The sequence below is a fragment of the Methylacidimicrobium sp. B4 genome, assembly GCF_017310545.1.
Taxonomy (GTDB): Bacteria; Verrucomicrobiota; Verrucomicrobiia; order Methylacidiphilales; family Methylacidiphilaceae; genus Methylacidimicrobium.
The window spans coordinates 1,755,830-1,776,278 of record NZ_CP066203.1 but is presented as its reverse complement, the minus strand read 5'-3'; the positions used below and the strand labels follow the sequence as shown (position 1 = coordinate 1,776,278).

The following is a 20,449-nucleotide window of genomic DNA, read 5'->3' as shown; positions in this document are numbered from 1 at the left end:
TGGCGGCTATCCCCCCGGCACGAGAGCTTCTTGCAGCCTCTTCCTGGCGGCGAAAATCCGGGAAGCGCTGCCCCCCAACAGCTCGCCGAGCGCGCGAAGCCCGGCTCCCCTCATGCCACTGGCTTCGAGAAGCCGGCGCTCAAAGCGCTCGATCAGAAGCAGGGAGGGCGGATGCGCTTCCAGATAGGTGAGCGCCTTGCGCAGCAAGTCGTAGAGCTCGGGCAAGGGCGTGCCCCGCTCCACGGTGCCTCCAACCAGCTCCCCGAAATATTGCGCGCAGGAGAAGGTGGCCCAGCTTTTCCGGAGGGCTAAAAGGGGATTCCTGACGCGCGCCTCCCGGAAGAGATAGAGATCTCCGGTCCGAGGGGCGAGGACTGCGATCTCGCAGAGATAAAAGAGATCGAGCGGCCCCCGAAGCCCACCCGACCCTTTTTTTGCCCCCTTGGCCAGAGTATGAATCCAGCCCAGATCGGCGGTCAGCCAGCCAAGGATCCAACTGCTCTCGGAATACGAATGCCGACGCAGGAGGATGCCTTCCGTCTGCCGCTCCCGCTCCATCCTTCAGTGCTCCCCTGGGGAGTTTCGAGAGTCCGCGCGAGCGGCCGCTCCCCGCGCCAAGGCAAAAAGACGCTGCTGCTCCGCCTCCATCGCCCGACGATCCTCCGGAGATCGGTCATCCCATCCTCCCAGGTGGAGAAGACCATGAATCCCATAGAGCAGCACCTCCTCCTCGGTCGTCAGATGGTGCCGAGGTGCCTCCTTATTGGCGACCCAAGGACAGACGACCACCTCTCCATAATCGAAAGAGAGGACATCGGTCGGCCCGGGCACCTGAAGCCATTCGGCATGAAGAGTCGCCATGGCTCGCGAGGAGACCAGGGAAAGCTCAATGGTCGGAGGCAACGGCTTCCCTCGCGTCCTGATCCGTCGGACCGCCATCTGCCACTGCCGTAGCAAGATCCGACAAGACAGGCGCACTTGGCGCTGCCGATTGTAGACGGAGAGCTTCGATCCCATCTCGTTCCTTCTGCGGATAGCGGAGGCGACTGTGCAACATCGTCTTCAACGTAAAGCTCAGGCTTTCCTCGATCGAATGCAACTCCTTAAGCGTGAGATCGCATTCGTCGAGCTGATGGCCGGCAAGCTTTTTCTCGACGAGCTCGCGCACCATCTGCTCGATCCGCTGCGCCGTCGGTCTTTCCAAGCAGCGCGACGCACTTTCCACTACGTCAGAGAGCATGAGGATCCCGGCTTCCCGGCTCTGCGGCTTGGGTCCGGGATAACGAAACTGGCTCTCATCGAATCCCGGCACCGCCTTTTCTGATGCCCCCAGGATTCGGACCCCGGCCTTGCAGTCCTCGATGGTCCGCAGCGCCCGCTGATAGAAATAGTAGACGAGGGAGTCGCCATGATGCTGCTCGATGCCATCCACGATGGGCCGCTTCAAGTGGTAACGCTGGGCCAGCTCTGCCCCGTCCTTGACATGGGAGAGGATGACGAGCGCGCTCAAGGAGGGCGAGAGCCGGTCGTGGGGGTTTTCACCCCCATCGATGTTTTCCACGAAATATTGAGGGTTCACGAGCTTTCCGATGTCGTGAAAGTAGGCCATTACGCGACAGAGAGCCGGGTTGGCCCCGACCTTCTGCGCCGCCGCTTCCGCCAGATTCGCCACCATGAGGCTGTGGTGGTAGGTTCCGGGCGCCTCGGTTGCGAGTCGCCTCAGCAAAGGATGGTTCAAATCGGAGAGCTCGAGCCACGTGAAATCGGTATTCACGCAAAAGAGCTCTTCCATGAACGGCAAGATCGCATTGACGAAAACCCCGGTCAGGAAACCGAGGACCACGCTCCAGGCACCCTGCTCGATCAGCACGTCGCTTTCCGTCTCGCCCACATAGCCAAAGGCCATGGCGCAGACGAGGCTCACCAAGCCCACCGCCATGCCCGCTTGAATGATGTCCCGGCGGCGATGAACCCGCTGGGTCATGTAGACGCCGACAAATCCGGACACGAGGTTGTTCACCAGCAGCGGAATGCTCTGATTGATCAAGACCGCGCTGAAGAGGGAGGAAGCAAACACCGTAAAGAGGCCAGGGAAAGCCCCGAGGAGCGAGGTCGTCAGCAGCGGAGCGAAGGCGGTCGGGACGTAGAAGTAGAGAGCATGGAACTCTGCCCCCGGCTGGCGCATCGACCAGAGGTAAACGGCTTTGCCGACGTAAAGGTTGATGAGGACGGCCGTCAACACCAGCGCCAGGCGGGAATTGCTCCCGAACAGGTCGGGAAGCCCGATCCGCATCGGGATGAAGATCCCCGCCGCCAGGACGGTCGTCAACAGCGCCACCGCATAGGTCGGATGGGCGTGAGGCCAACTGCCGCAGACAACGCAAAGAGCGGTAAAGAGGACGAAGATGAATCCTCGAACGCGCCGGTCCTTCTCCAGCCTCTCCCGCCATTTGGGCGAGCTCGATGCACGCCGAGACCGTCCACAGGAGAGCCCCTTGCGTATCAATCGCCACCGTTCGAAAACGCTCATACGCCGTCCGCCCGTAGCCCCGCTCGCTCCCGATGCGCTCGGTAAGCCTCCAGGATTCGCCGCACCAGATCGTGACGGAGCACGTCCCCTTCCGAGAGTTCACAAATCGAGATGCCGCTCTGTCCGCGGAGGGCGGCGATCGCTTCCAGCAGACCGGATCGTCGGCCCCGGGGAAGGTCGATCTGCGTGGGATCGCCCGTGACCGCACAGCGGGAGTCCGGACCCATGCGTGTCAGGAGCATGAACATCTGCTCCGGCGTCGTGTTTTGGGCCTCGTCCAGGATCACGAAGCAGTGAGCCAGGGTCCGCCCTCGCATGAACGCGAGCGGGGCAATCTCGATCCAACCTCGGCTCAGATAACGCTGCAACTCCTCCGGAGGAAGCATATCCTCGAGCGCATCGTACAGCGGACGAAGATAGGGGAAGACCTTTTCCTCCACCTGCCCCGGGAGAAAACCCAAGGCCTCTCCCGCTTCCACGGCAGGCCGCGTCAAGACAATCCGCTGCACCTCTTGCGCCCGATGCGCCGCCACGGCCGCAGCAACCGCCAAATAGGTCTTTCCCGTCCCCGCCGGCCCTACGCCAAAGACGAGCTCATGAGTGCGCAATGCCTCCAAATAGGTCCGCTGACCAGGGGTCCGTGCTACGATCGACACACCGCTCCTGGAGGGGCGTAAGCCCTGCTTGTACAAGGTGGCCAGATCGATCCCGTCCCCTCGTCCTACGGCATCCACGGTGTATCGCAACTCCTCTTTTCCGATGTTCACGCCATGATGGCGAGCATCTTCGAGCTGGCGGAAGGCTTGCGTCGCCTTCGCGACTCCGTCGGCTTCCCCCTCGATGCGGACCCATCCTTCTCGCGTGGTCACTTTTACCGAGAACGCCTCTTCGAGAATGCGAATATTCTTCGATTCATTTCCGAGGATTGCCGCTACATCCCTCGGCCCGTCGAACGCAAGGGTCTCCCGTGTCATCGCCCTTGCGTCAAGACCCTCCGCAGGACAGGAGCCACCGGCTCGAGCGGTCTCGCGGACGGATGCGAGACGAGGAAGCAACGATCACGGAACTGCCGAGCCAAGGCGCAAGCCTTTGACATTTCGATTCAATCTTTTTATCCGGAAATAAACTATCTTCAAGCCCTCACTCGTGCAAATCGAAATCCGGCCCCTACGCCCACTCCATCTGGACCCGCAACGAACATGAACCTCCTCTTTGCCGCCACGGAGCTTTCTCCCTATGCGAAGACGGGCGGACTAGCCGATGTGCTGGCCGCGCTTCCGGCAGCGTTGCGCCAGCGGGGCCATTCCGTCGCCTGCGTGCTCCCGCTCTTCCGGTCGATCCGGGAAACGCTCCCGGAGCTGCGTCCCACCGATCTGACCTTGAGCGTGCCCCTGGGTACCAGCCTGCAGAGCGCCCGGATCTGGGAAGGTCGCACCGATCGGGAGATCCGCCTCTTCCTGGTCGAGAAGGAGGAGTTTTTCGATCGGACCTACCTCTACGGCCCCCCCGGGGGAGATTACACCGACAACGCGAGCCGCTTCTTTTTCTTTTCCAAGATCGTTCCCCGGCTCGCCCGCCATGTTCGTCCGAAACCGGAAATCCTCCATCTCCACGATTGGCACACCGGCCTCGTTCCGGCCTTCGTGCGCTCGGAACGTCTCCCCTTCCGAACGGTGTTCACGATTCACAACCTCGCCTACCAGGGCAACTTTTGGGGATTGGACTTCCCGTTGACCAACCTCCCCACCGACTACTTCTCTCCCGCCGGAATCGAGTTCCACCAGCACATCAACTGCTTGAAGGCGGCCATTGTCTTTGCCGACCGTCTCACCACGGTGAGCCCACGTTATGCCGAGGAAATTCAGACGCCGGAATTCGGCTGCGGGCTAGCCGAGGTCCTCCGGGAAAGGAGATACAAGCTCTCTGGAATCCTCAATGGCGCCGACTACAGCCGTTGGGACCCCGCACGGGATCCGCTGCTGCCTGCGCCTTACTCGGCGAGCAGCCCCGGCGCCAAGCAGCTCTCGAAGGACCGCCTTGCGAAGCAGGTGGGATGGGAGCCCTTCCGGGCTCCGCTCTTTTGCCTGATCTCCCGGCTCACCGAGCAGAAAGGGATCCCGCTGGTGCTCGAGGTCGCCGACGAGCTCCGAAAGGAAGGCGGACGCCTCGTCGTGCTGGGAGAGGGTGATCCCGGCTTGGAGGAGAGGCTGCGAGACCTGACCCGCCTATTCCCCAAAAGCGTTGCGGTGCAGATCGGGTTCGACGAGGCCTTTGCTCACCTCCTCCTGGCCGGCTCCGACTTCCTGCTCATGCCCTCTCTTTTCGAGCCGTGTGGGCTCACCCAGCTCTATGCTCTTCGTTACGGCACGCTCCCGATCGCGCACGAAACAGGGGGTTTAGCCGATACCATCGTCCCTTGGGATCCGGCGGAGGCGCGGGGTACGGGCTTTCTCTTTCAGGCCCCGACCGCTGGTGCCTTTTCCGAAGCCGTGCGAAAGGCAAAAGCCGTTTACCAGAACCCCGCCGCTCTCCAGGCGATGCGCCAGGAGGCGATGCGGCGGGAATTCTCCTGGGAGCAGAGTGCGGAGTCCTACGAAAAGCTCTATCGTCAGCTGGTCGAGTGAGCGATCAGGGCGAATCCAGGCGCGTCTTGTCCCGGCTCTCCGCAGGAGGGACAAGCCTGTCCACAAAGCGGACAAACCCTTCCGCCTGCTCCTGCAGGCGTTTGAGAGCGGCCGGATCCTCGAGCCTCGCCCCTGTCCCGAGAAGCTGGTCGATATCCGAGAGAAGAACCGATTGGGGATAGAGATAGGCTCTCCGGTAGAGGAGATGCCTCTGCAGATCCTCGACCGCGCGCAAGCCGCCAAACCGGCCGCGCGCTATGCCGACCACGCAGATCGGCTTGCCTTCCAGGGGGCTGGGATGCGGCAGAAGATCGAGGAAGAGCTTCAGGATGCCGGGGAAGCTCCCGTTATATTCCGGCAGAGCGACGACCAGGCCCCGCGCCGCGCCCAGGATGGAAGCGAACCGGCTGACTTCCTCCGGCTTCTCCGCGTATGCGCGAGAGCCCCCCACCTCGACCGGCAGGAGCCCCAGATCAATCGGATGCGCTGGCTCTCCCAGCGCCGTGTAGAGACGGACCAGTTGGGCGCCGACGAGCCGCGTCCGGCTTCCCAATCGGTTCGTTCCGATCACGATCGCTATCACGACGCTTCATGGTGAGGGGTTTTCCCGACCAAAGGCAAGCCGACGCTCCCAAGAGGGAGCGAAATCGCTCTCCAGGGAATCGCAAAAAGGCTTGTCGATCTCCTCGTGGCCTGCTTTGTTGCCCGCAACCTCAAAAGGACCATGACCATGCGCATCGGTGTCCCCAAGGAGCGAAAAGAAGGAGAAAATCGGGTCGCGCTCACCCCTGCCGGTGCCCACGCGCTAATACAAGCCGGCCACACCGTCACGGTCGAAACCGAAGCCGGCCTCCTGAGCGGCTTCTCCGATGCGGAATACTCCCGTGCGGGAGCGCAAATCGGCGATTGGGAAGGATGTTGGCAATCCGATCTCGTCGTAAAGGTCAAAGAGCCGGCCGAGTCGGAGCTCGCGTTCCTCCGCAAGGGACTGCTCCTGTTTTCCTATCTGCATCTGGCCGCGAGCCGTTCCCTGACGGAAGCGATGGCTTCCCGCGGCGTGACGGCTTTGGCGTACGAGACGCTGCAGCTCCCCGATGGGAGCTTGCCTCTGCTCATCCCGATGAGCGAGGTGGCCGGAAGGGTAGCCGTGCAAGCGGGAGCGCATTTTCTCGAAAGCGCGCAGGGAGGATCCGGAATTCTTCTCGGCGGAGTACCCGGCGTTCCTCCCGGACGGGTGGTCGTCCTTGGAGGAGGAACGGTCGGTACGCAGGCAGCTCGCATCGCCGCGGGCATGGGAGCCGAGGTCCTGCTCTTCGATCAGAGCCCCATCCGCTTGCGCTTTCTCGACGATCTCTTCGGAGGCCGGATCCGCACCGCCGTGGTCACCCCGTACTATTTGGCAGAGGAGCTCGAGCGGGCGGACCTGGCAATCGGAGCGGTCCTCGTACCCGGCTCTCGGGCGCCAAAGGTCGTGTCCCGCCAGATGGTGCAACAGATGAGGCGGGGATCGGTGGTCATGGACATCTCGATCGATCAAGGCGGTTGCATCGAAACCGTCACGCATCCCACTACGCACGACGATCCGGTCTTCTCCGTGGAGGGCATCCTCCACTATGCGGTCGCCAACATACCCTCCGCCGTCCCTCGGACCTCGACCTTTGCGCTCACCAACGCGACCCTTCCCTGGATCCTGATCCTCGCTTCGGCAGGAATCGCCGCCGCGAAAACGCATGCGGAGCTCCGTTCCTCGATCAACACGATCGGCGGGGAGGTGACCTGCCCGGGCGTCGCCGAGGCCTTCGGATGGAAGGCGATCGATCCCAAGAGGATCCTTCGCTAACCCCGGCCTACTGGTTCCTCACCACCTTTACCACTGCCGATTCCACGAGTCGGTGGCGTATCGCTCGCGCTCGAGCCGCGCGGCCAGCCGCAGTTCCTCGGGGGTAAGCTCGTCCGAGAGAAGATGCGCCCCGATCGAGCAAGCGAGGCCCCAAGGGAGAGCAGCAGCGATTCGAGAGCGTTCCGCCTCCTCGGGCCAAAGGATGCTGCCTTGATGAAGGAGCCCTTCGCGGGTCCGCCTCTGGGCACCTCCGGCAACCTTCTTTCCCTCCCTCATCACGTCGAAACGGACCGGGCGGGCGAAGCAGCGGGTCGAAGGACCACCGTCGCTCTCCGTGGCCAATTCGGCGGAACATCCAAGCGAGAGCAGCGCCTGACAAACGGCCGCGTGGAAGAGCCGGTACGCGTCCAAGGTCGAGAGATGGGCTACAGGGTGAGAGCGCGGGACGATCACGGTGTAGGTCAGGTCCGCCGCATGATCGACGAGCCCCCCTCCGGTCCAGCGACGAACGAAGGGCCTGCCCGCGGGAGCCTCCTCCCATGGCTGAAAGTAGCCGATGCTGACGGCATCCTCCTCCCATTCGTAGATTCGGAGGAGGGGATGGGGAGAGGAGCGGAGGAGGGCCTCGTCAACGGCCATGTTCCAGGCGCCTCTCCCGGGACCATGCCGGAGGAGCCGCCAACGCACGGCCCCGTCGTCCTCCTGGGAAGCGTGCGGAAGCGTCATTTCTTTTCGCTCATGCGAAAGAGATCGCGCCACCCCCCATCCTTCTTGCTGCTCACGCTTTCCGCAAGATGGTGATCGAGAAAGTGTGCGGCCATGTTCCACGCTGCCTCCGCACTGACCGGATCGAAGCCGGCACTCCGCGGATCGGCAAAGCTGGTTCCCGCAGGGAAGACGTGCAAGTCGAAGGGTTTGTGCTCTTCCTCCACGATCTTGGTGAACCGAAGCAGTTCCTCCCTGGGAATCGAAGGGTCGCGGTCCCCGTAAATCCCGCAGACCGGCACCTTGAGCTTGGCCAGCTTTCCCCGATCAAGCTCGAGGGGGCCGTAAAACAAGACTCCGGCGTCGATCCCCTTTTCGGTCAAAAGCATTTCGAGCACAAAGCCCGCACCGATCTCCCAGCCCATGAGCGCCACCCGATCCGTTCGGAATCGCGGACTCTCGCGCACGAACCGGATGCCCGCTCGGATGACGCGGAAAGTCGACTCTCCGCGAAGGCCTCGTTCCAAGTCCGAGGCGATCCGCGCATCGGTGGGAACCTGACCGTTGAAGAGATCCACCGCGAGCGCGACGAAACCCTGGCGGGCCAACCGGTCGGCACTGAGCTTGATCCAGTCATCGAGCCCCCACATGCCGGGGACCAAGACGACCGCGGCCACCGGAGGGCTGTCGGGAATCGAGAGATAGGCCACATCATCGGTTCCGAAATCGCTCAATCGCACCATCGCCCCTCGGAGCGCGGGCTTTGCGGTCTCGACGACCGGAGCGGGAGTCGCTGGCGGAGGGGGAGGCGAGTCAGGGGAAGCAGAAGGCTCGAGCGCGTCGGCGGTCGGGGTCGTTCCGGGCTTTCCTGCTTTCTCCTGACCGAAAGCGGCTATGGCGAAGAGAGAACCAACTGAAATCAGAAGGGGTAGACCACGCACGGCCGAGGCAATCATGCACGTTGGAGTGCTTATGCAAGCATCCCACGACGTCACTCCGGAGCAAGCAAAAAGACGACTCAGGGGAAAAGGCCTCGAAGCTTCTTGGCCGCTGCAACCCGCTCGATCCCGATCATCAAGGCGGCCATTCGCGTGGAGACCTTCTCCCTCTCCGCCCGCTTGAGAATCTTTGCGAGGGCGTCCGTCAGCATGCGGTTGAGCGCGTCATACACCTCCCGCTCCGACCAGAAAAAGCTCTGCAGATCCTGCACCCACTCGAAGTAGCTCACCACCACCCCCCCCGCGTTGCAAAGGATGTCTGGCAGGACGAAGATCTCGGGACGCTCTGCCAACACCTCGTCCGCTTCCGGCGTCGTCGGGCCGTTGGCTCCTTCCGCCAGGATGCGGCATTGGACCTTCCTTGCGATATCCTCGGTGATCACCCGTTCCACGGCGGCCGGGATCAGGACATCGCACGGCTGAAGCAGGATCTCCCGATCGTCGATCGGCTCGGCTTCCGGAAATCCTCGAACTCCGCCCTGCCGCGCCACGTGCTGCTGCAGGCCCGCGAGATCGATCCCTCCGGAGCGATAGACGGCTCCGGTCCGATCGGAGACCCCCACGATGCTCGCCCCAGTACGAGCCAGCTCGAGCGCGGCATGGGAGCCCACATTGCCGAACCCTTGCACGATCACCCGCACGGGTGAGGCAAGCTTGCCCATCTCGACCGCCCGATTGACGAGGAAGGCGACCCCTCTTCCCGTTGCCTCCCGTCGCCCCAGGGACCCGCCGATCGAAACCGGCTTCCCGGTGACGATCTCCGGGACGGCATAGCCGGCGTGATTGGAATAGGTGTCCATCATCCAGGCCATGATCTGCTCGTCCGTGCCCAAGTCCGGGGCGGGGATATCCGACCGGGAGCCGATGAAGGAGATGAGCTCCTGGGTGTACCGCCGAGTCAACGCCTCGCATTCCCTTCGGCTGAGCATCTGCGGGTCGCAAGCGACCCCCCCTTTGGCTCCGCCGAAGGGGAGCCCCATCAAGGCGCACTTCCAGCTCATCCACATGGCGAGGGCGGAAACCTCGCCTAGGTCGACGCCCGGAGCATACCGGATCCCTCCCTTGGTCGGTCCCAAGGAAAGATGATGCTGCACGCGGTATCCGTTGAAGACGCTCACCTCCCCCGAATCCATGCGCACCGGAACCGCAACGGCTACCATCCGCTTCGGCCACTTCGTCCGCTCCCGCAGGGCTCGCGGAAGTTCGAGGAGATCCGCGGCCTGATCGAACTGCCGGCAGGCCATGGCAAAAGTGGGATTGTCCAGAAGAAAGCGCATCGCGAGTTCCCCCTCCCTTACTCGGAACGTCTGGGCTTGGAGGACTCGCTGCCACCCCTTGCATCCGGCCTGCGGCGGGCGGCAGGGTGCAGGCAGAGAAAATTCTCCAGAATCCGCTTTCCTTCCCGGGTGAGAATCGATTCGGGATGAAACTGCACGCCATAGATCGGCAGGCTCCGATGCTGCAAGCCCATGATCTCCCCCCGCTCGCTCTCTGCCGTGATCGTCAGGCAGCCGGGAAGGCTCTCGCGCTCGACCAAAAGCGAATGATACCGGGTCGCCTCGAAGGGAGAGGGAATTCCGGAAAAGATTCCTTGGCCCTGGTGGTGGATGGGAGAAGTTTTGCCGTGCATCAAGCGCTCGGCACGGATGACACGTCCCCCGAAGACTTCACCGATGCACTGGTGCCCGAGGCATACCCCAAGGATCGGCACGCTCGACCCCAAGGAACGAATCACCTCGCAACAGATGCCTGCCTCTCTCGGTGTCTTCGGCCCCGGCGAAAGGACGATCCAATCCGGGGCCAAGCGGGCCACGCCCGGAATATCGATCGCGTCGTGACGGATCACGACGGGGTCCTCCCCGAGCTCGCCGAAGTACTGGACGAGGTTGTAGGTAAAGGAATCGTAGTTATCGATCACCAGCAGCATGTGCGCGAGAAGTCCAGGCTAACGGAGGGAGCTTGCCAGGGCAAGGGCCTTTAGGCCCGCCTTTGCCTTGTTGAGCGACTCCCGATATTCTCCCCATGGGGTCGAGTCGGCCACAAGGCCTCCCCCGGCCTGAAGAAAGGCCTTCCCATCTTGGAGAAGGACCGTCCGGATCGCGATGCAGGAATCGAGCGCTCCCGAAAAGCCGAAGTAGCCGACGACGCCCGCATACGGCCCCCGCTCGGTCGGCTCGAGCTCCGCGATGATCTGCATCGCCCGAACCTTCGGAGCGCCCGTGACCGTGCCCGCCGGGAAGGTCGCGCGAAGCACGTCGAAGGAATCCTTGCCCGGCTGGAGCCTCCCTTCCACGCTCGAGACGATATGAAGGACATGGCTGTACTTCTCCACGGAGAAAAAATCCGCGACTCGCACCGAATCGTAGGAGCAGACTCGCCCCAGGTCATTGCGCGCCAAGTCCAAGAGCATGATATGCTCCGCCCGCTCCTTCGGATCGGACAGGAGATCCTCAATGACAGCCTCTTCCTCCCGGGGATCCTCGGGTCGAGGCCGGGTTCCCGCAATCGGACGCATGAGAGCCTTCCCTTCCTGGCAGCGAACGTGGATCTCCGGGGAAGAGCCGACGAGAGAGAACTCCCCGAGGCGCAGGCAAAACATGTAGGGCGAGGGATTGACCAGGCGCAGCGCACGATAGAGATCCAACGCATCGCCAGCGAACTTCACCTCGAGCCTCTGGGAAGGAACGACCTGGAAGATGTCCCCGGCACGGATATAGTCAGCCATCTTCTCGGTCATCCGGATATACTCCTCCGGCTCCATGTTGGCGCTGTAGGGCAGGTCCACCGCCGGCTCCGGCCGCAGGAGCGAAGGCCGCTCAATCCCGCGGCTGAGCGCCTCCTGCATCCGGTCGATTCGCTCCACCGCTTCGGCATACGCCGCGTCGGGATCTTCCTCGACCCAGGCATAGGCGATGAGCTTGATCCGGCGCTCGTGATGATCGAAGACCATCACAGTGTCTGCCAGGAGAAAGAGCAGGTCGGGCGTGCCCAGGTCTGCAAGGCGGGCGCGAGGAATCGTCGGCTCGAAATAGGTGGCCCCCTCGTACCCGAGGAATCCGACCGCCCCTCCGCTGAACAGGGGGAGTTCTTCCAGAGAGACCGGCACAAAGCGGCTCATCAGCCGCTGCAGCTCCTGGAGCGGATCTTCCCCGCACCCTAGCTCTTCTCTCCGTCCATCCCGATGGTCGATCCGCATCCGGCCTGCCCGAACCGTCACCACGAGGAGCGGGTCGACCCCAAGAAAGGAGTAGCGGCCAAAGCGCCCTCCTTCCGCCGACTCCAGGAGGAAGCCGAACGGTCGATCTACACCCACCTTGGCGAAGGCCGAAACGGGAGTGTCGAGGTCGGCAACGATCTCGCGGTAGACGGGGATGAGGTTGCCCCTCTTGGTGAGCTCCAGGAAAGCCTTCCGCTCCGGGGTTGCCACGGATCCACGCTAGCGGCAGAGCGCCAGGAGCACAAGGCTCGGGAGCGGGAGGCCAGCCTATTTTTTCAAAACGAAGTTCACCGGCACGTCCGCATTGATCGGGATCGCAATCGGCCCAATCCGGGCCGGTCGGAACTTCCAGTGACGCACCGCTTCGAGCGCGGACTGGTCGAGCCCGCTGTATCCGGAGCTTTGCAGCAGATTGACCGACTCGGGCCTTCCCTCCGCGGAAACATGCACCCGCAAGATCACCCGGCCCTGGTGTCCCGCCGCTCGGTCGGCTGCCGGATAATTGGGCTTTGGATTGCTCAAGTAATCGGGCACCGCCATCTGGGTGGGCTTACCCGCAGAGGGCGGCCCCTGGGTCCCGGGTTGAGCGGACGCCTTCTTGGGCGCCGGTCGAGGCTTGATGACGGGCGGAGGAGGGGTGGGCTTGGCCTCCGGAGTCGGAAGCGCCATCTCCTCCGGCTGAGGCGGAGGAGGAGGTGTCGGCTCCTCAGGAACGGGCTCGGGAGCCGGCGGCTCGGCAAGATCGACCTCGGTTGTCGCGGGAGAGCCCGCCTGCATGCCATACTCCATTGTCTGGATAAAGAAGAAACCAGCAGCGAAGAGGATCGTTGCGTGGATAAGGACGGAAAAGAGGTATCCGAGATAGTCGTTTCGTTCCATCGGTCTCCGAACGTTAATTCCCTAGTTTGCCGTGTTGTGCGGAGGAGGCTGGGATGGTGGTGCCAACCCGGGTGGAGCGGCGGGCGCGGCATGCGCCGGAGCGGCCGCCCCCGGAGCCTGCGCAGTCGAATTTGCTGGTGCGCCGGATCCGGCAGGAGCCGCCGGCTTCGGCTTGGTTGTCTGGATGGCAATGCGACCGATCCCGAGCTTCCGCCCTTCATCGATTACCTGGATGACCCGCTCAAAGGGAGCATCGGGCTCCCCGGTCACGAAGACTTTCGGATCGGGGTTGGTCGCCTTCAGGGCGGCAAGCCTCTTCGGCATGTCGGCGGCGAGCACCTTGTCCTTTCCCAGGGTGTAATCCCCATCGGCCCGCACGGTCACGACCATCTGATCGTTGGGGTTCTGGACCACAGCGGTCGTTCCCTGCGGCAGACGAATCGAGATGGCTTCGTTTCTCGTCATCGAGAGAGAGACGATCATGAACGTGGCTAGCAAGAAGAACATCACGTCGATGAACGGGATAATCTCGAGCCTGGGCCGATGGCGATCCTGCAGGACAACACGCATGAAACGATCTTCCCCTCTGGAATCGCTACGCTTAAGCCGCCCGATCGAGCACGAGCGAGTCGGAGCCCTTCCGGTTCTGGGCGAGCATCATCTCAAGACGGGTCGCAGAGGCTTCGATCTCCCGGCGCACCCGCTCGGCCCGCGCATTGAGAAAGTTGAGTGGAACGATCGCGACGATCGCGACTCCCAGGCCAAAGCAGACCGCCAATAGCGATTCCGCCACCCCGCCGGTAATCGCCGCCTGCTTTCCAGCCAGCTCCCCTCCGCCGACAAGGCTAAACGCACGCATCATTCCGGTGACCGTGCCCAGAAGGCCGAGAAGCGGCCCAAGAGTGACAGCCGTGTCGAGTACCACAAGCCCCCGGTGAAAGCGATGGAGCGCAGCACTGGCTCCTTCGGCCAAAGCCTCGGTGAGCGAGCTGCCGCGGTGGCGGAGCCCCTCCCCCAAGACCTGGGCGACCACATCCTTCGAGCGGCTTGCCGACGACGTGGCTTCCTCGATGGCCCCGCGTCCCACCAGGTCGAATACCGTCCGTACCGACTTCGGGTCCCTCTGCAGGTTCGTCTGAAGAATAAACACGGCTCTCTCCACCAGAACGGCGGCCGTGACTACGGCCAGGACCGCAATCGGCCACATGATCGGCCCGCCCTTAAAAAACAACTCCATCATCATGGTTCTCTCCTTCTTGGCTAAGCTTCTGACCGGCGCCGGCTCTTATGGATTGCTGCCCTCAGCACCGGCGAACTGATTTCCGATGAGGATCATCTTGCGAAAGAAATGTTGCTTGGAGAGAGTCTACCCCACAGGAGCGGAGAACCTATGTTACAATTTCGTGACATTCTTTCCCTGCCGCAAGCCATTCCCGATCTGCGAGTTGATCGCCGCATGCCGGCTACGCTCGGGTACCGGTTCGTGCCTTTCCCTCGATGGCTCGTCCTCCGCAGGCGTTTTGCATTGTTCCCGATTCATGCTAGAAACGGATGCCCCGCGGAATTTTCGGCCCGGGGCTCGCATGAACCCACGACTCGTCTGCACCGATTTCGACGGAACGCTCCTTCCCGCCGGCGAGGAAAAGGACCGCGCCATCTGCGCCGAGTTTTTCTGCCGGCTCCAACGGCTCAAAGAGCAGAGAGGAGCCATCTGGATCATCAATACCGGACGGCCCTGGGAGAGCCTCCGTCGGGAGCTCGAGCAGGAGCGCTTTCCCTATTGGCCGGACTGGGTCGTGCTCGGAGAACGGGAGGTCTACCGGATCGATCACCGGCTTCCCGTGCCCCATCGGGCCTGGAACGAGCGGTGCTCCGAGCTCCACCGGGAACTCTTCGCGGCCACGACTTCTTTCTGGGAGCGGATGCGCCGCTTTCTCCGGCACGAGACGCGGGCTGTCTATGGCCATGCGGAATGGTCCCCCCTGGAGATCTTGGCCGCGGACGCTGGGGAAGCCGACCGGATTCACGAGAAGATCCTCGATTGGATCGCACCCTTCCCGGAACTCTCCGTCCAGCGCAACTTCGAGGGCTTTCGCTTTTCTCATCGGGCAATTCACAAGGGCAGCGCGCTCCAAGCGGTGCAGGAGGAGATTGGCTTGGATGCCTCCGCCACGCTCGCTGCCGGAGACCACCACAACGACCTTCCGATGCTCGATCGCCGCTATGCGGCGTTCTTGGCCTGTCCGGTCAATGCCATCCCCGAGGTCAAGGATCGCGTCCGCAGCCAAGGCGGGTTTCTTGCGAGCCGAGCCGCCTCCGCGGGAATTGCGGAAGCGCTCTCCCGATTTGCAGCGGGCGGAGCTTGAAAAGCCTCCTCTCTTATCCCACCTTCCGGGCCAGGCAATCGCGATACACCGCCGCCGTCGCAGCGGCAACCGCGTCCCACGAGTGGGTCCGGGCGGCTTGAAGGGCTCCGGCGACAAGCCCCTCCCTCGCCTTGGGCTTCCGAATCCACTCCTCGATAGCCCGGCTCGCCCCGAGCGCATCCATTGGATCCTCGATCACGCTTCCTGCGTCCTCGGGAAGAATCTCCTTGGCGGGAACCCGGTTGCTCAGGATGACCGGCAGGCCCGAGGCTACGGCTTCGAGGACGACGGTGCCGAAACTTTCAAAGCGGGAAAGAAGGATCAGAAAATCCGCGGCCCGGAAGTAATCCTCCCTCCCCTCGCCGACCTCCCCAAGGAAGGCAACATCTCCCGCAGGCAAGCCCAAGCTGCGAATCCGCGCAAGCCACCTCTCTTTTTTCCGGTCGCTTCCGATCACCAGGAGCCGCGCCGGGTAGGCTTTTTGTCGCAGGATCCGCAGGGCTTCCAGCGTGCTGCCAAGACCCTTATGCTCCCAGTTGTTCCCCACGAAAAGCCCGACCGGATCGGAGGGCTCCCAGCCGAAGCGCGCCGCAAGCTCCGCGCGTGCCGCCTCCCGTGCCACCGGGCAGGGAGGAGCAAACCGGCCGCCATCGACTCCGGGATAGAGCGTTTTCACCTCGACCGGCGGACCGATCAGCTCAGGATATTCCTCCGCCAACCATTGGGCAGATTGATTCGAGTTCGCCAGGATCCACCGGAGCCGACGGGAAGAGAGCAAGCGCCTTTCAATCCCTCGATTGACCATCATTCGAAGCCCCACCCCGCCCTTCCCCTGCATTCTCGGCCAGAGGCCGACCGGGGCGCCAAAGGTGACGACGTCGGCGAGATCGATCAGCTCGTGGCTGTGAATCAAATCGAACCGCTCCTCCGCCACAGCCTTCCGGACCGCAAGGCAGAGCGACCGCTTTTGCGTCACCCTGGGCCATCTTCGGAAATCGACGGGGTGGTAAACGATCTTCCTCGTCCTCTCTTTCCAGCGATGAGCCAGGACATGAATCTCGAACTCCCCCGATTCCGCCAACCGGTCAGACACCTCGCTGGCGAGGAGCTCGGCACCCCCAGATTCTCCATAAAAGAGGCTGACGACGGCGATTCGAGGGCATTTCATTCTCGTGGCGAGCCTCAGACTCGATCCAACCCCCTCAGGAGGGCTTCTTCGCCAGGACGATGCACGTTCGGCCCAAAAGCAGCGCCCTTGAGTTGACCGCCTTCAGATGCGGCTCGTTCTCCGGGGAGACGGTCTGGTAGCGATCCGCCTCGCGCCGATAGGCGAGACCCCCCAGGAGCCGCACGGGGAGGGAGAGGAGAGCCAGGGAGAGAAGGGAGGAGCGCTGCCAGCGGTCGACGGAGACCGCGATCTCGGTGAACCCCGCCTCGTGCAGCGCATGGGCGAGATAAAAGTAGTGGACCGGCGTGATGTGCCCGTCGGTGTCGACGCGAACCTTGTGAGAGAAGGGCAGCGGTCCGAAAAGGTTCCAGAAGCCGAACCAGAGGAAGCGCAGGCGCGATTTGAGGTTGAGAATGTTCGGGGTCGAAAGGACGAGCACCCCTCCCGGCCGGAGCACCCGGAAGATTTCCCGGAGCAGCCGACGATAATCGTCGAGATGCTCGACGACCTCCGTGCAGCTCACCGCATCAAAGAAGGCGCCCGGGTAGGGGAGCGGCTCCTTGTCGAGATCGACCACGTCGACCTTTTGCCCCGGAAGCCGCATCCATTCGGAGGTGTAGTCGCACCCGAAGCTCTCCCCGCTCCAACCGGCGTGCAGCCGCCGAATGAGCTCGCCCGAGCCGCTCCCCACATCCAGATGACGCCCTTCTGGAGGGAGATGGGCTCGGAGCAGCGGGATCACCGCCCGGTAGATCGCCTCGGTGCTCACCCTACCCGCTTCGCCTCCTTTCTTGCCAGCACGATGAGCGTGCTCCCCCCGAAGAGCACCGGGCCCGACTCCGTTTCCTCCCAACGATATTTCTCTCGCCTCGCCCGGCTTTGGAGCTTGCCGAAAGCCCACAGGAGCAGGCCCAGGGGCCATAGGAAAGCCAGCTGCCTCCACTTGATCTTATCGCGGAAGAGGCCGACGGGGGAAAAGCCGTTCCAATCGAGCAGCTGGCGGATCTCTACCCAGGTCATGAGGTTCTGATGGTCAAACCCGCTGCCATGCCTCGCATGCTCCGCCGCCGGGATATACCGATAAAAGGCCCCTCGAGCCAGGAAGTTCAACCGTTCCTCGAGGTTGCAGATGTTGGGGGTGGACAAGAGAAGGTAGCCCCCCGGACGGCAGACGCGGCCCAGCTCCCGGAGAAAATGAAAGGGATTTTCGAGATGCTCGATCCCTTCGAGGGAAAGCACCAGGTCGAAGAACTGGTCGGGAAAGGGCAAGACCCCGTTGAGGTCGGCATGCTCGCGCCCAATCGCCGGATCGATTCCCTCCGATTGTGCCAAGTCGAGATCGGCGCCCCAGACGGCAAGCCCTCCCTGGCGCAGCTGCTCCGCCATTGCTCCGGGCCCCAGAGGAACGTCGAGCGCCCGAGCGCCACTCGGCAGGCTCAATCGGCGCAGCAGCTTGCCCACCTTCTGGTGGATTTCCGGTCGTGCCCGAGGCGCTAGCGTCCGTCCCTGACGCTGGTCCCCTGACTTATCCATCGAGAAGCTCGCTCCTGGCCTGATCGGGGAGAGCATCCCATTCCGCCCGGATCTTGGGAAGACATTCCGGAAATCGATCTCGCACGAAGGCGATCATCTGCTCCCGTACCGCACACCGCAGATCCCAGAGCTTCGAGGAATCCTGGGCGCTCACCAACAGACGAACGTTCATGGTTCGCTCGGTGGCGTGAGTCACCTGGGTTACCGCGACCCTCCCGTCCCAGAGAGGATTGTTTCGGCAGATTTCCCGCAGATGGTTCCGCATCTCCTCGACCGGCATGGTGTAGTCGACGAAGACGTGGGCGGTGCCGAGAAGCTCGCTTGAGTTTCGCGTCCAATTCTGGAAGGGATGCTCGATCAGGTAGGAAATGGGAAGGACGAGCCGGATCTGATCCCAGATCGCAACCACGACGTAGGTGAGGGTAATCTCCTCGATCGTTCCCCACTGCCCCTCCACCACGACGATGTCTCCCAGACGGACGGGCTGCGTCCAGGCAATCTGCAGCCCGGCGAAGATGTTGCCGATTGTCCGCTGCGCGGCAAGGCCACCGATCACTCCGACGATGCCGGCGGAGGCGAGAAGGCTTGCTCCCAGGTGCCGCACCTCGGAAAAGAGCATCAGGACCGCCGCAAAGGTCAGCAGCCCGATGACAAAGAAGAGCACGCGGCTCGCCACACGCACCTGTGTATGGAGCTTGCGCGATCGCAGGCCGGCCGCCGGATCCGACTGGGTCAGTGGGCAACGACGCAAGATCCAGTCCGCACCCGCCGCGACGCTCTGCCCGGCGGCAAGGCCGACCAAGCCGATCGCATAGATCGCCAGCACCTTGTGAAGGGTCAGGCGATACAGATGAGGAAGCGGAAAGCTCTCCACGGCGAGCAGGCCAATCGCAGGAACCAGGAGATAAACAAAACGGACCAGCCTGGGGAAGAGGATAGAGGCCAGATCCCCCCGACCGAGGCTCGTTCGCCGATGAACCCAGCCAAGACAGATCGCCGCAAAGCGGGCGAGAAACCACCAGGATGCCAGGGACCAGACGATTTCCAGTCCCACCGCGATCGAGAGCCGCGGGAGACCGTAGCCGGTCTCCCGACGCAGGTAATCGGAAAGAGCCAGGACGGCCAGCAGTATCGCTGTTTCAAGGAGGCCCGCTTCAAGCGGAGGATAGGCCGCGCAGAGGATCGCATCCTTCCACCCTTCCGCCTCGCCCGGAACGCGCCAGGGGATCGGATGCGGATGCCAGCGCTTCAGCAGGGCGGCGATCAGCCCCGCCAACGCGAGAATTCCAATCGCAATCACCCCCTCTTCGAGGGATCGCGCCTGCCAGGACGGGAATGAGGGCAACTTCATGCGAACGCGTGGCAACGCCGTACCAATTACCAATAGGGAGAGGCCGCTGCTGCGTCCCGGCCTCGGAGCCCTACGATTCGGTAGCGTTCAACACCCCCCCGGTCGCTGTCAAAGATTTTGTGAAGCAAGCCCGGAACGCTCGGCAAGCTCGGGACTGCTGAAAAAGGTTCCCTCGATTCGCCCCCGCAGTAGGATAATGCCTCATGCTCCACCGCATCCCCCCGCTTCTTCGCCCAAGGTGCGGATGGATCGTTCTGCAATGATGAGCTCTTCCCACGCGCGCGGCCTCATCCCAACTTTCTGGCGAGCTTTTTCGCCGATCGTCCGACCGGTCTTGCTGATCCTCTTGGTCTCCCTTCTCGCCACCCTTGCCGACCTGCCCACTCACCTGTTGCGGGCGATTTCCATCCCAGATCAGCCCCTGGCTTTGATGGGCGCCTTGATCGGCGTCGTCTTGGCCTTCCGCACCAATCTCGCCTACGCCCGGTGGTGGGAAGCGCGCACTCTCTGGGGAAATCTGGCCAACGCCTCCCGGACCTGGCTCCGTCAGATCGAGAGCTTCGTGGACCCTTCCTCTTCCCCGGAAGCGCAGCACATACAAGGAAGGCTCATTCATCACCAAGTCGCATTTGTTCATGCGGTGAGTGCGGAGCTCCGCGGGAAGGAGGCCCTGCCAGAAGCTCTTCGCTTCTTTCTCCCGACCGAAATCATCGAAATGGCCGGGGAAGAGAAGCAGGTGAAGCAGATGAGCAACCGGCTCCTGCTCCTTCTAGGCCGGGGTGTAGCGGCTCTCCATCGGCGGCAGATGATCTCGGAGCAGCAGATGCGCGCACTCGATCTCACCCTGACCGCCATGACCGACGCGAAGGGGGGCTGCGAACGGATTCGGAACACTCCCTTCCCTTGGGAATACGATGGCTACCTGCACATCCTCACCTACGCCTACTGCCTGCTTCTTCCGATCGCCATTGCAGACGAAACCGGACCGCTCTCCATGATCGCCGCACCCTTGGTCGGCCTGGTCCTGCTCATGCTGAATCAGATCGGTCGCAATCTGGAAAACCCCTTCGACCATAGCCTGGACTCGATTCCTCTGGTCTCCCTCGCTCGAGAGCTGGAAAACGAGCTCCTGCGTGGAATCGTAAAGCCGCCGGCTTCCCCGATCCATAATGTCAAGCCTGCGCCTACGGCGCCTTGAGAAGCGCCAGCATGGGTTGGCTTGGCCAGAAGCAGTTGCC

At 62.8% G+C, this 20,449-nt stretch carries 21 protein-coding genes; 4 read left to right on the top strand and 17 right to left on the bottom strand.

Translation table 11 applies throughout. The annotated features are described in order from the left end of the window. Positions 1-6: 6 nt before the first annotated feature. The 4 genes from MacB4_RS08435 to MacB4_RS08420 are packed head-to-tail and all read right to left on the bottom strand — an operon-like array spanning position 7 to position 3,504. Positions 7-558 carry a DNA repair protein RecO gene (locus MacB4_RS08435; RefSeq protein WP_206863414.1) on the bottom strand — a complete coding sequence of 184 codons (552 nt, stop codon included), beginning with the start codon at positions 556-558 and terminating at the stop codon, positions 7-9. 3 nt (positions 559-561) lie between these two features. Beyond that, on the bottom strand, positions 562-903 hold the full coding sequence (gene ybeY / locus MacB4_RS08430) for an rRNA maturation RNase YbeY (protein WP_242529202.1): 342 nt from the start codon (positions 901-903) through the stop codon (positions 562-564). Continuing rightward, the gene (locus MacB4_RS08425; protein ID WP_206863412.1) at positions 887-2,530 is read right to left on the bottom strand and encodes an HD family phosphohydrolase; all 1,644 of its coding nucleotides are present in this window, start codon (positions 2,528-2,530) and stop codon (positions 887-889) included. The genes ybeY and MacB4_RS08425 overlap by 17 nt, the downstream gene beginning before the upstream one ends. Further along, on the bottom strand, positions 2,527-3,504 hold the full coding sequence (locus MacB4_RS08420; RefSeq protein ID WP_206863411.1) for a PhoH family protein: 978 nt from the start codon (positions 3,502-3,504) through the stop codon (positions 2,527-2,529). Before MacB4_RS08420 ends, MacB4_RS08425 begins: the two co-directional genes overlap by 4 nt. 225 nt (positions 3,505-3,729) lie before the next feature. Between MacB4_RS08420 and glgA the strand changes: the two genes are divergently transcribed. Further along, entirely contained in the window at positions 3,730-5,154 is a 1,425-nt protein-coding gene (gene glgA / locus MacB4_RS08415; RefSeq protein WP_206863410.1) for a glycogen synthase GlgA, read from the top strand. Between the two features lie 4 nt (positions 5,155-5,158). Here the strand turns inward: glgA and MacB4_RS08410 are convergent, their stop codons facing one another. Next, a complete protein-coding gene (locus MacB4_RS08410; RefSeq protein WP_206863409.1) occupies positions 5,159-5,737 on the bottom strand; it encodes an NADPH-dependent FMN reductase in 579 nt (192 codons plus the stop codon). A gap of 147 nt (positions 5,738-5,884) precedes the next feature. Here MacB4_RS08410 and ald point away from each other — a divergent pair, with 147 nt between their 5' ends. Then, the gene (gene ald / locus MacB4_RS08405) at positions 5,885-6,994 is read left to right on the top strand and encodes an alanine dehydrogenase (RefSeq protein WP_206865005.1); all 1,110 of its coding nucleotides are present in this window, start codon (positions 5,885-5,887) and stop codon (positions 6,992-6,994) included. Positions 6,995-7,021: 27 nt separating this feature from the next. On the opposite strand, the gene MacB4_RS08400 is transcribed toward ald, so the two are convergent. The 8 genes from MacB4_RS08400 to MacB4_RS08365 all read right to left on the bottom strand — a co-directional run bounded on the left by MacB4_RS08400 (position 7,022) and on the right by MacB4_RS08365 (position 14,036). Next, on the bottom strand, positions 7,022-7,720 hold the full coding sequence (locus tag MacB4_RS08400; RefSeq protein ID WP_206863408.1) for a biotin/lipoate A/B protein ligase family protein: 699 nt from the start codon (positions 7,718-7,720) through the stop codon (positions 7,022-7,024). Beyond that, on the bottom strand, positions 7,717-8,640 hold the full coding sequence (locus MacB4_RS08395) for a dienelactone hydrolase family protein (protein ID WP_242529201.1): 924 nt from the start codon (positions 8,638-8,640) through the stop codon (positions 7,717-7,719). Before MacB4_RS08395 ends, MacB4_RS08400 begins: the two co-directional genes overlap by 4 nt. A 77-nt stretch (positions 8,641-8,717) precedes the next feature. After that, on the bottom strand, positions 8,718-9,974 hold the full coding sequence (locus MacB4_RS08390) for a Glu/Leu/Phe/Val dehydrogenase (protein WP_206863406.1): 1,257 nt from the start codon (positions 9,972-9,974) through the stop codon (positions 8,718-8,720). A 17-nt stretch (positions 9,975-9,991) separates the two neighbouring features. Next, positions 9,992-10,624: an aminodeoxychorismate/anthranilate synthase component II gene (locus MacB4_RS08385; protein WP_206863405.1), complete on the bottom strand. Its 633-nt coding sequence runs from the start codon at positions 10,622-10,624 to the stop codon at positions 9,992-9,994. 18 nt (positions 10,625-10,642) lie between these two features. Continuing rightward, complete coding sequence (trpE, locus tag MacB4_RS08380) at positions 10,643-12,124, bottom strand: anthranilate synthase component I (protein WP_206863404.1); 1,482 nt, start codon at positions 12,122-12,124, stop codon at positions 10,643-10,645. 57 nt (positions 12,125-12,181) lie between these two features. Then, positions 12,182-12,793: an energy transducer TonB gene (locus tag MacB4_RS08375; RefSeq protein WP_206863403.1), complete on the bottom strand. Its 612-nt coding sequence runs from the start codon at positions 12,791-12,793 to the stop codon at positions 12,182-12,184. A gap of 21 nt (positions 12,794-12,814) precedes the next feature. Next, positions 12,815-13,363, bottom strand: a complete 549-nt coding sequence (locus MacB4_RS08370) for a biopolymer transporter ExbD (RefSeq protein WP_242529200.1) — start codon at positions 13,361-13,363, stop codon at positions 12,815-12,817. A gap of 31 nt (positions 13,364-13,394) precedes the next feature. Further along, positions 13,395-14,036 carry a MotA/TolQ/ExbB proton channel family protein gene (locus MacB4_RS08365; RefSeq protein WP_206863402.1) on the bottom strand — a complete coding sequence of 214 codons (642 nt, stop codon included), beginning with the start codon at positions 14,034-14,036 and terminating at the stop codon, positions 13,395-13,397. Positions 14,037-14,376: 340 nt separating this feature from the next. On the opposite strand from MacB4_RS08365, the gene MacB4_RS08360 reads away from it, so the two are divergent. Further along, positions 14,377-15,159, top strand: coding sequence for an HAD family hydrolase (locus MacB4_RS08360; protein ID WP_206863401.1), 783 nt, complete (start codon positions 14,377-14,379; stop codon positions 15,157-15,159). 13 nt (positions 15,160-15,172) lie between these two features. Here MacB4_RS08360 and MacB4_RS08355 read toward each other — a convergent pair whose 3' ends face one another. The 4 genes from MacB4_RS08355 to MacB4_RS08340 are packed head-to-tail and all read right to left on the bottom strand — an operon-like array spanning position 15,173 to position 19,211. Beyond that, entirely contained in the window at positions 15,173-16,327 is a 1,155-nt protein-coding gene (locus tag MacB4_RS08355) for a glycosyltransferase family 4 protein (protein WP_206863400.1), read from the bottom strand. A 34-nt stretch (positions 16,328-16,361) separates the two neighbouring features. Then, a complete protein-coding gene (locus MacB4_RS08350) occupies positions 16,362-17,096 on the bottom strand; it encodes a bifunctional 2-polyprenyl-6-hydroxyphenol methylase/3-demethylubiquinol 3-O-methyltransferase UbiG (RefSeq protein WP_206863399.1) in 735 nt (244 codons plus the stop codon). Continuing rightward, complete coding sequence (locus MacB4_RS08345) at positions 17,093-17,860, bottom strand: bifunctional 2-polyprenyl-6-hydroxyphenol methylase/3-demethylubiquinol 3-O-methyltransferase UbiG (protein WP_206863398.1); 768 nt, start codon at positions 17,858-17,860, stop codon at positions 17,093-17,095. The genes MacB4_RS08350 and MacB4_RS08345 overlap by 4 nt, the downstream gene beginning before the upstream one ends. Then, a complete protein-coding gene (locus tag MacB4_RS08340; RefSeq protein WP_206863397.1) occupies positions 17,853-19,211 on the bottom strand; it encodes a mechanosensitive ion channel family protein in 1,359 nt (452 codons plus the stop codon). Before MacB4_RS08340 ends, MacB4_RS08345 begins: the two co-directional genes overlap by 8 nt. A gap of 259 nt (positions 19,212-19,470) precedes the next feature. Here MacB4_RS08340 and MacB4_RS08335 point away from each other — a divergent pair, with 259 nt between their 5' ends. Continuing rightward, positions 19,471-20,409, top strand: a complete 939-nt coding sequence (locus MacB4_RS08335) for a bestrophin family protein (protein WP_206863396.1) — start codon at positions 19,471-19,473, stop codon at positions 20,407-20,409. The last annotated feature ends 40 nt before the right edge of the window (positions 20,410-20,449 follow it).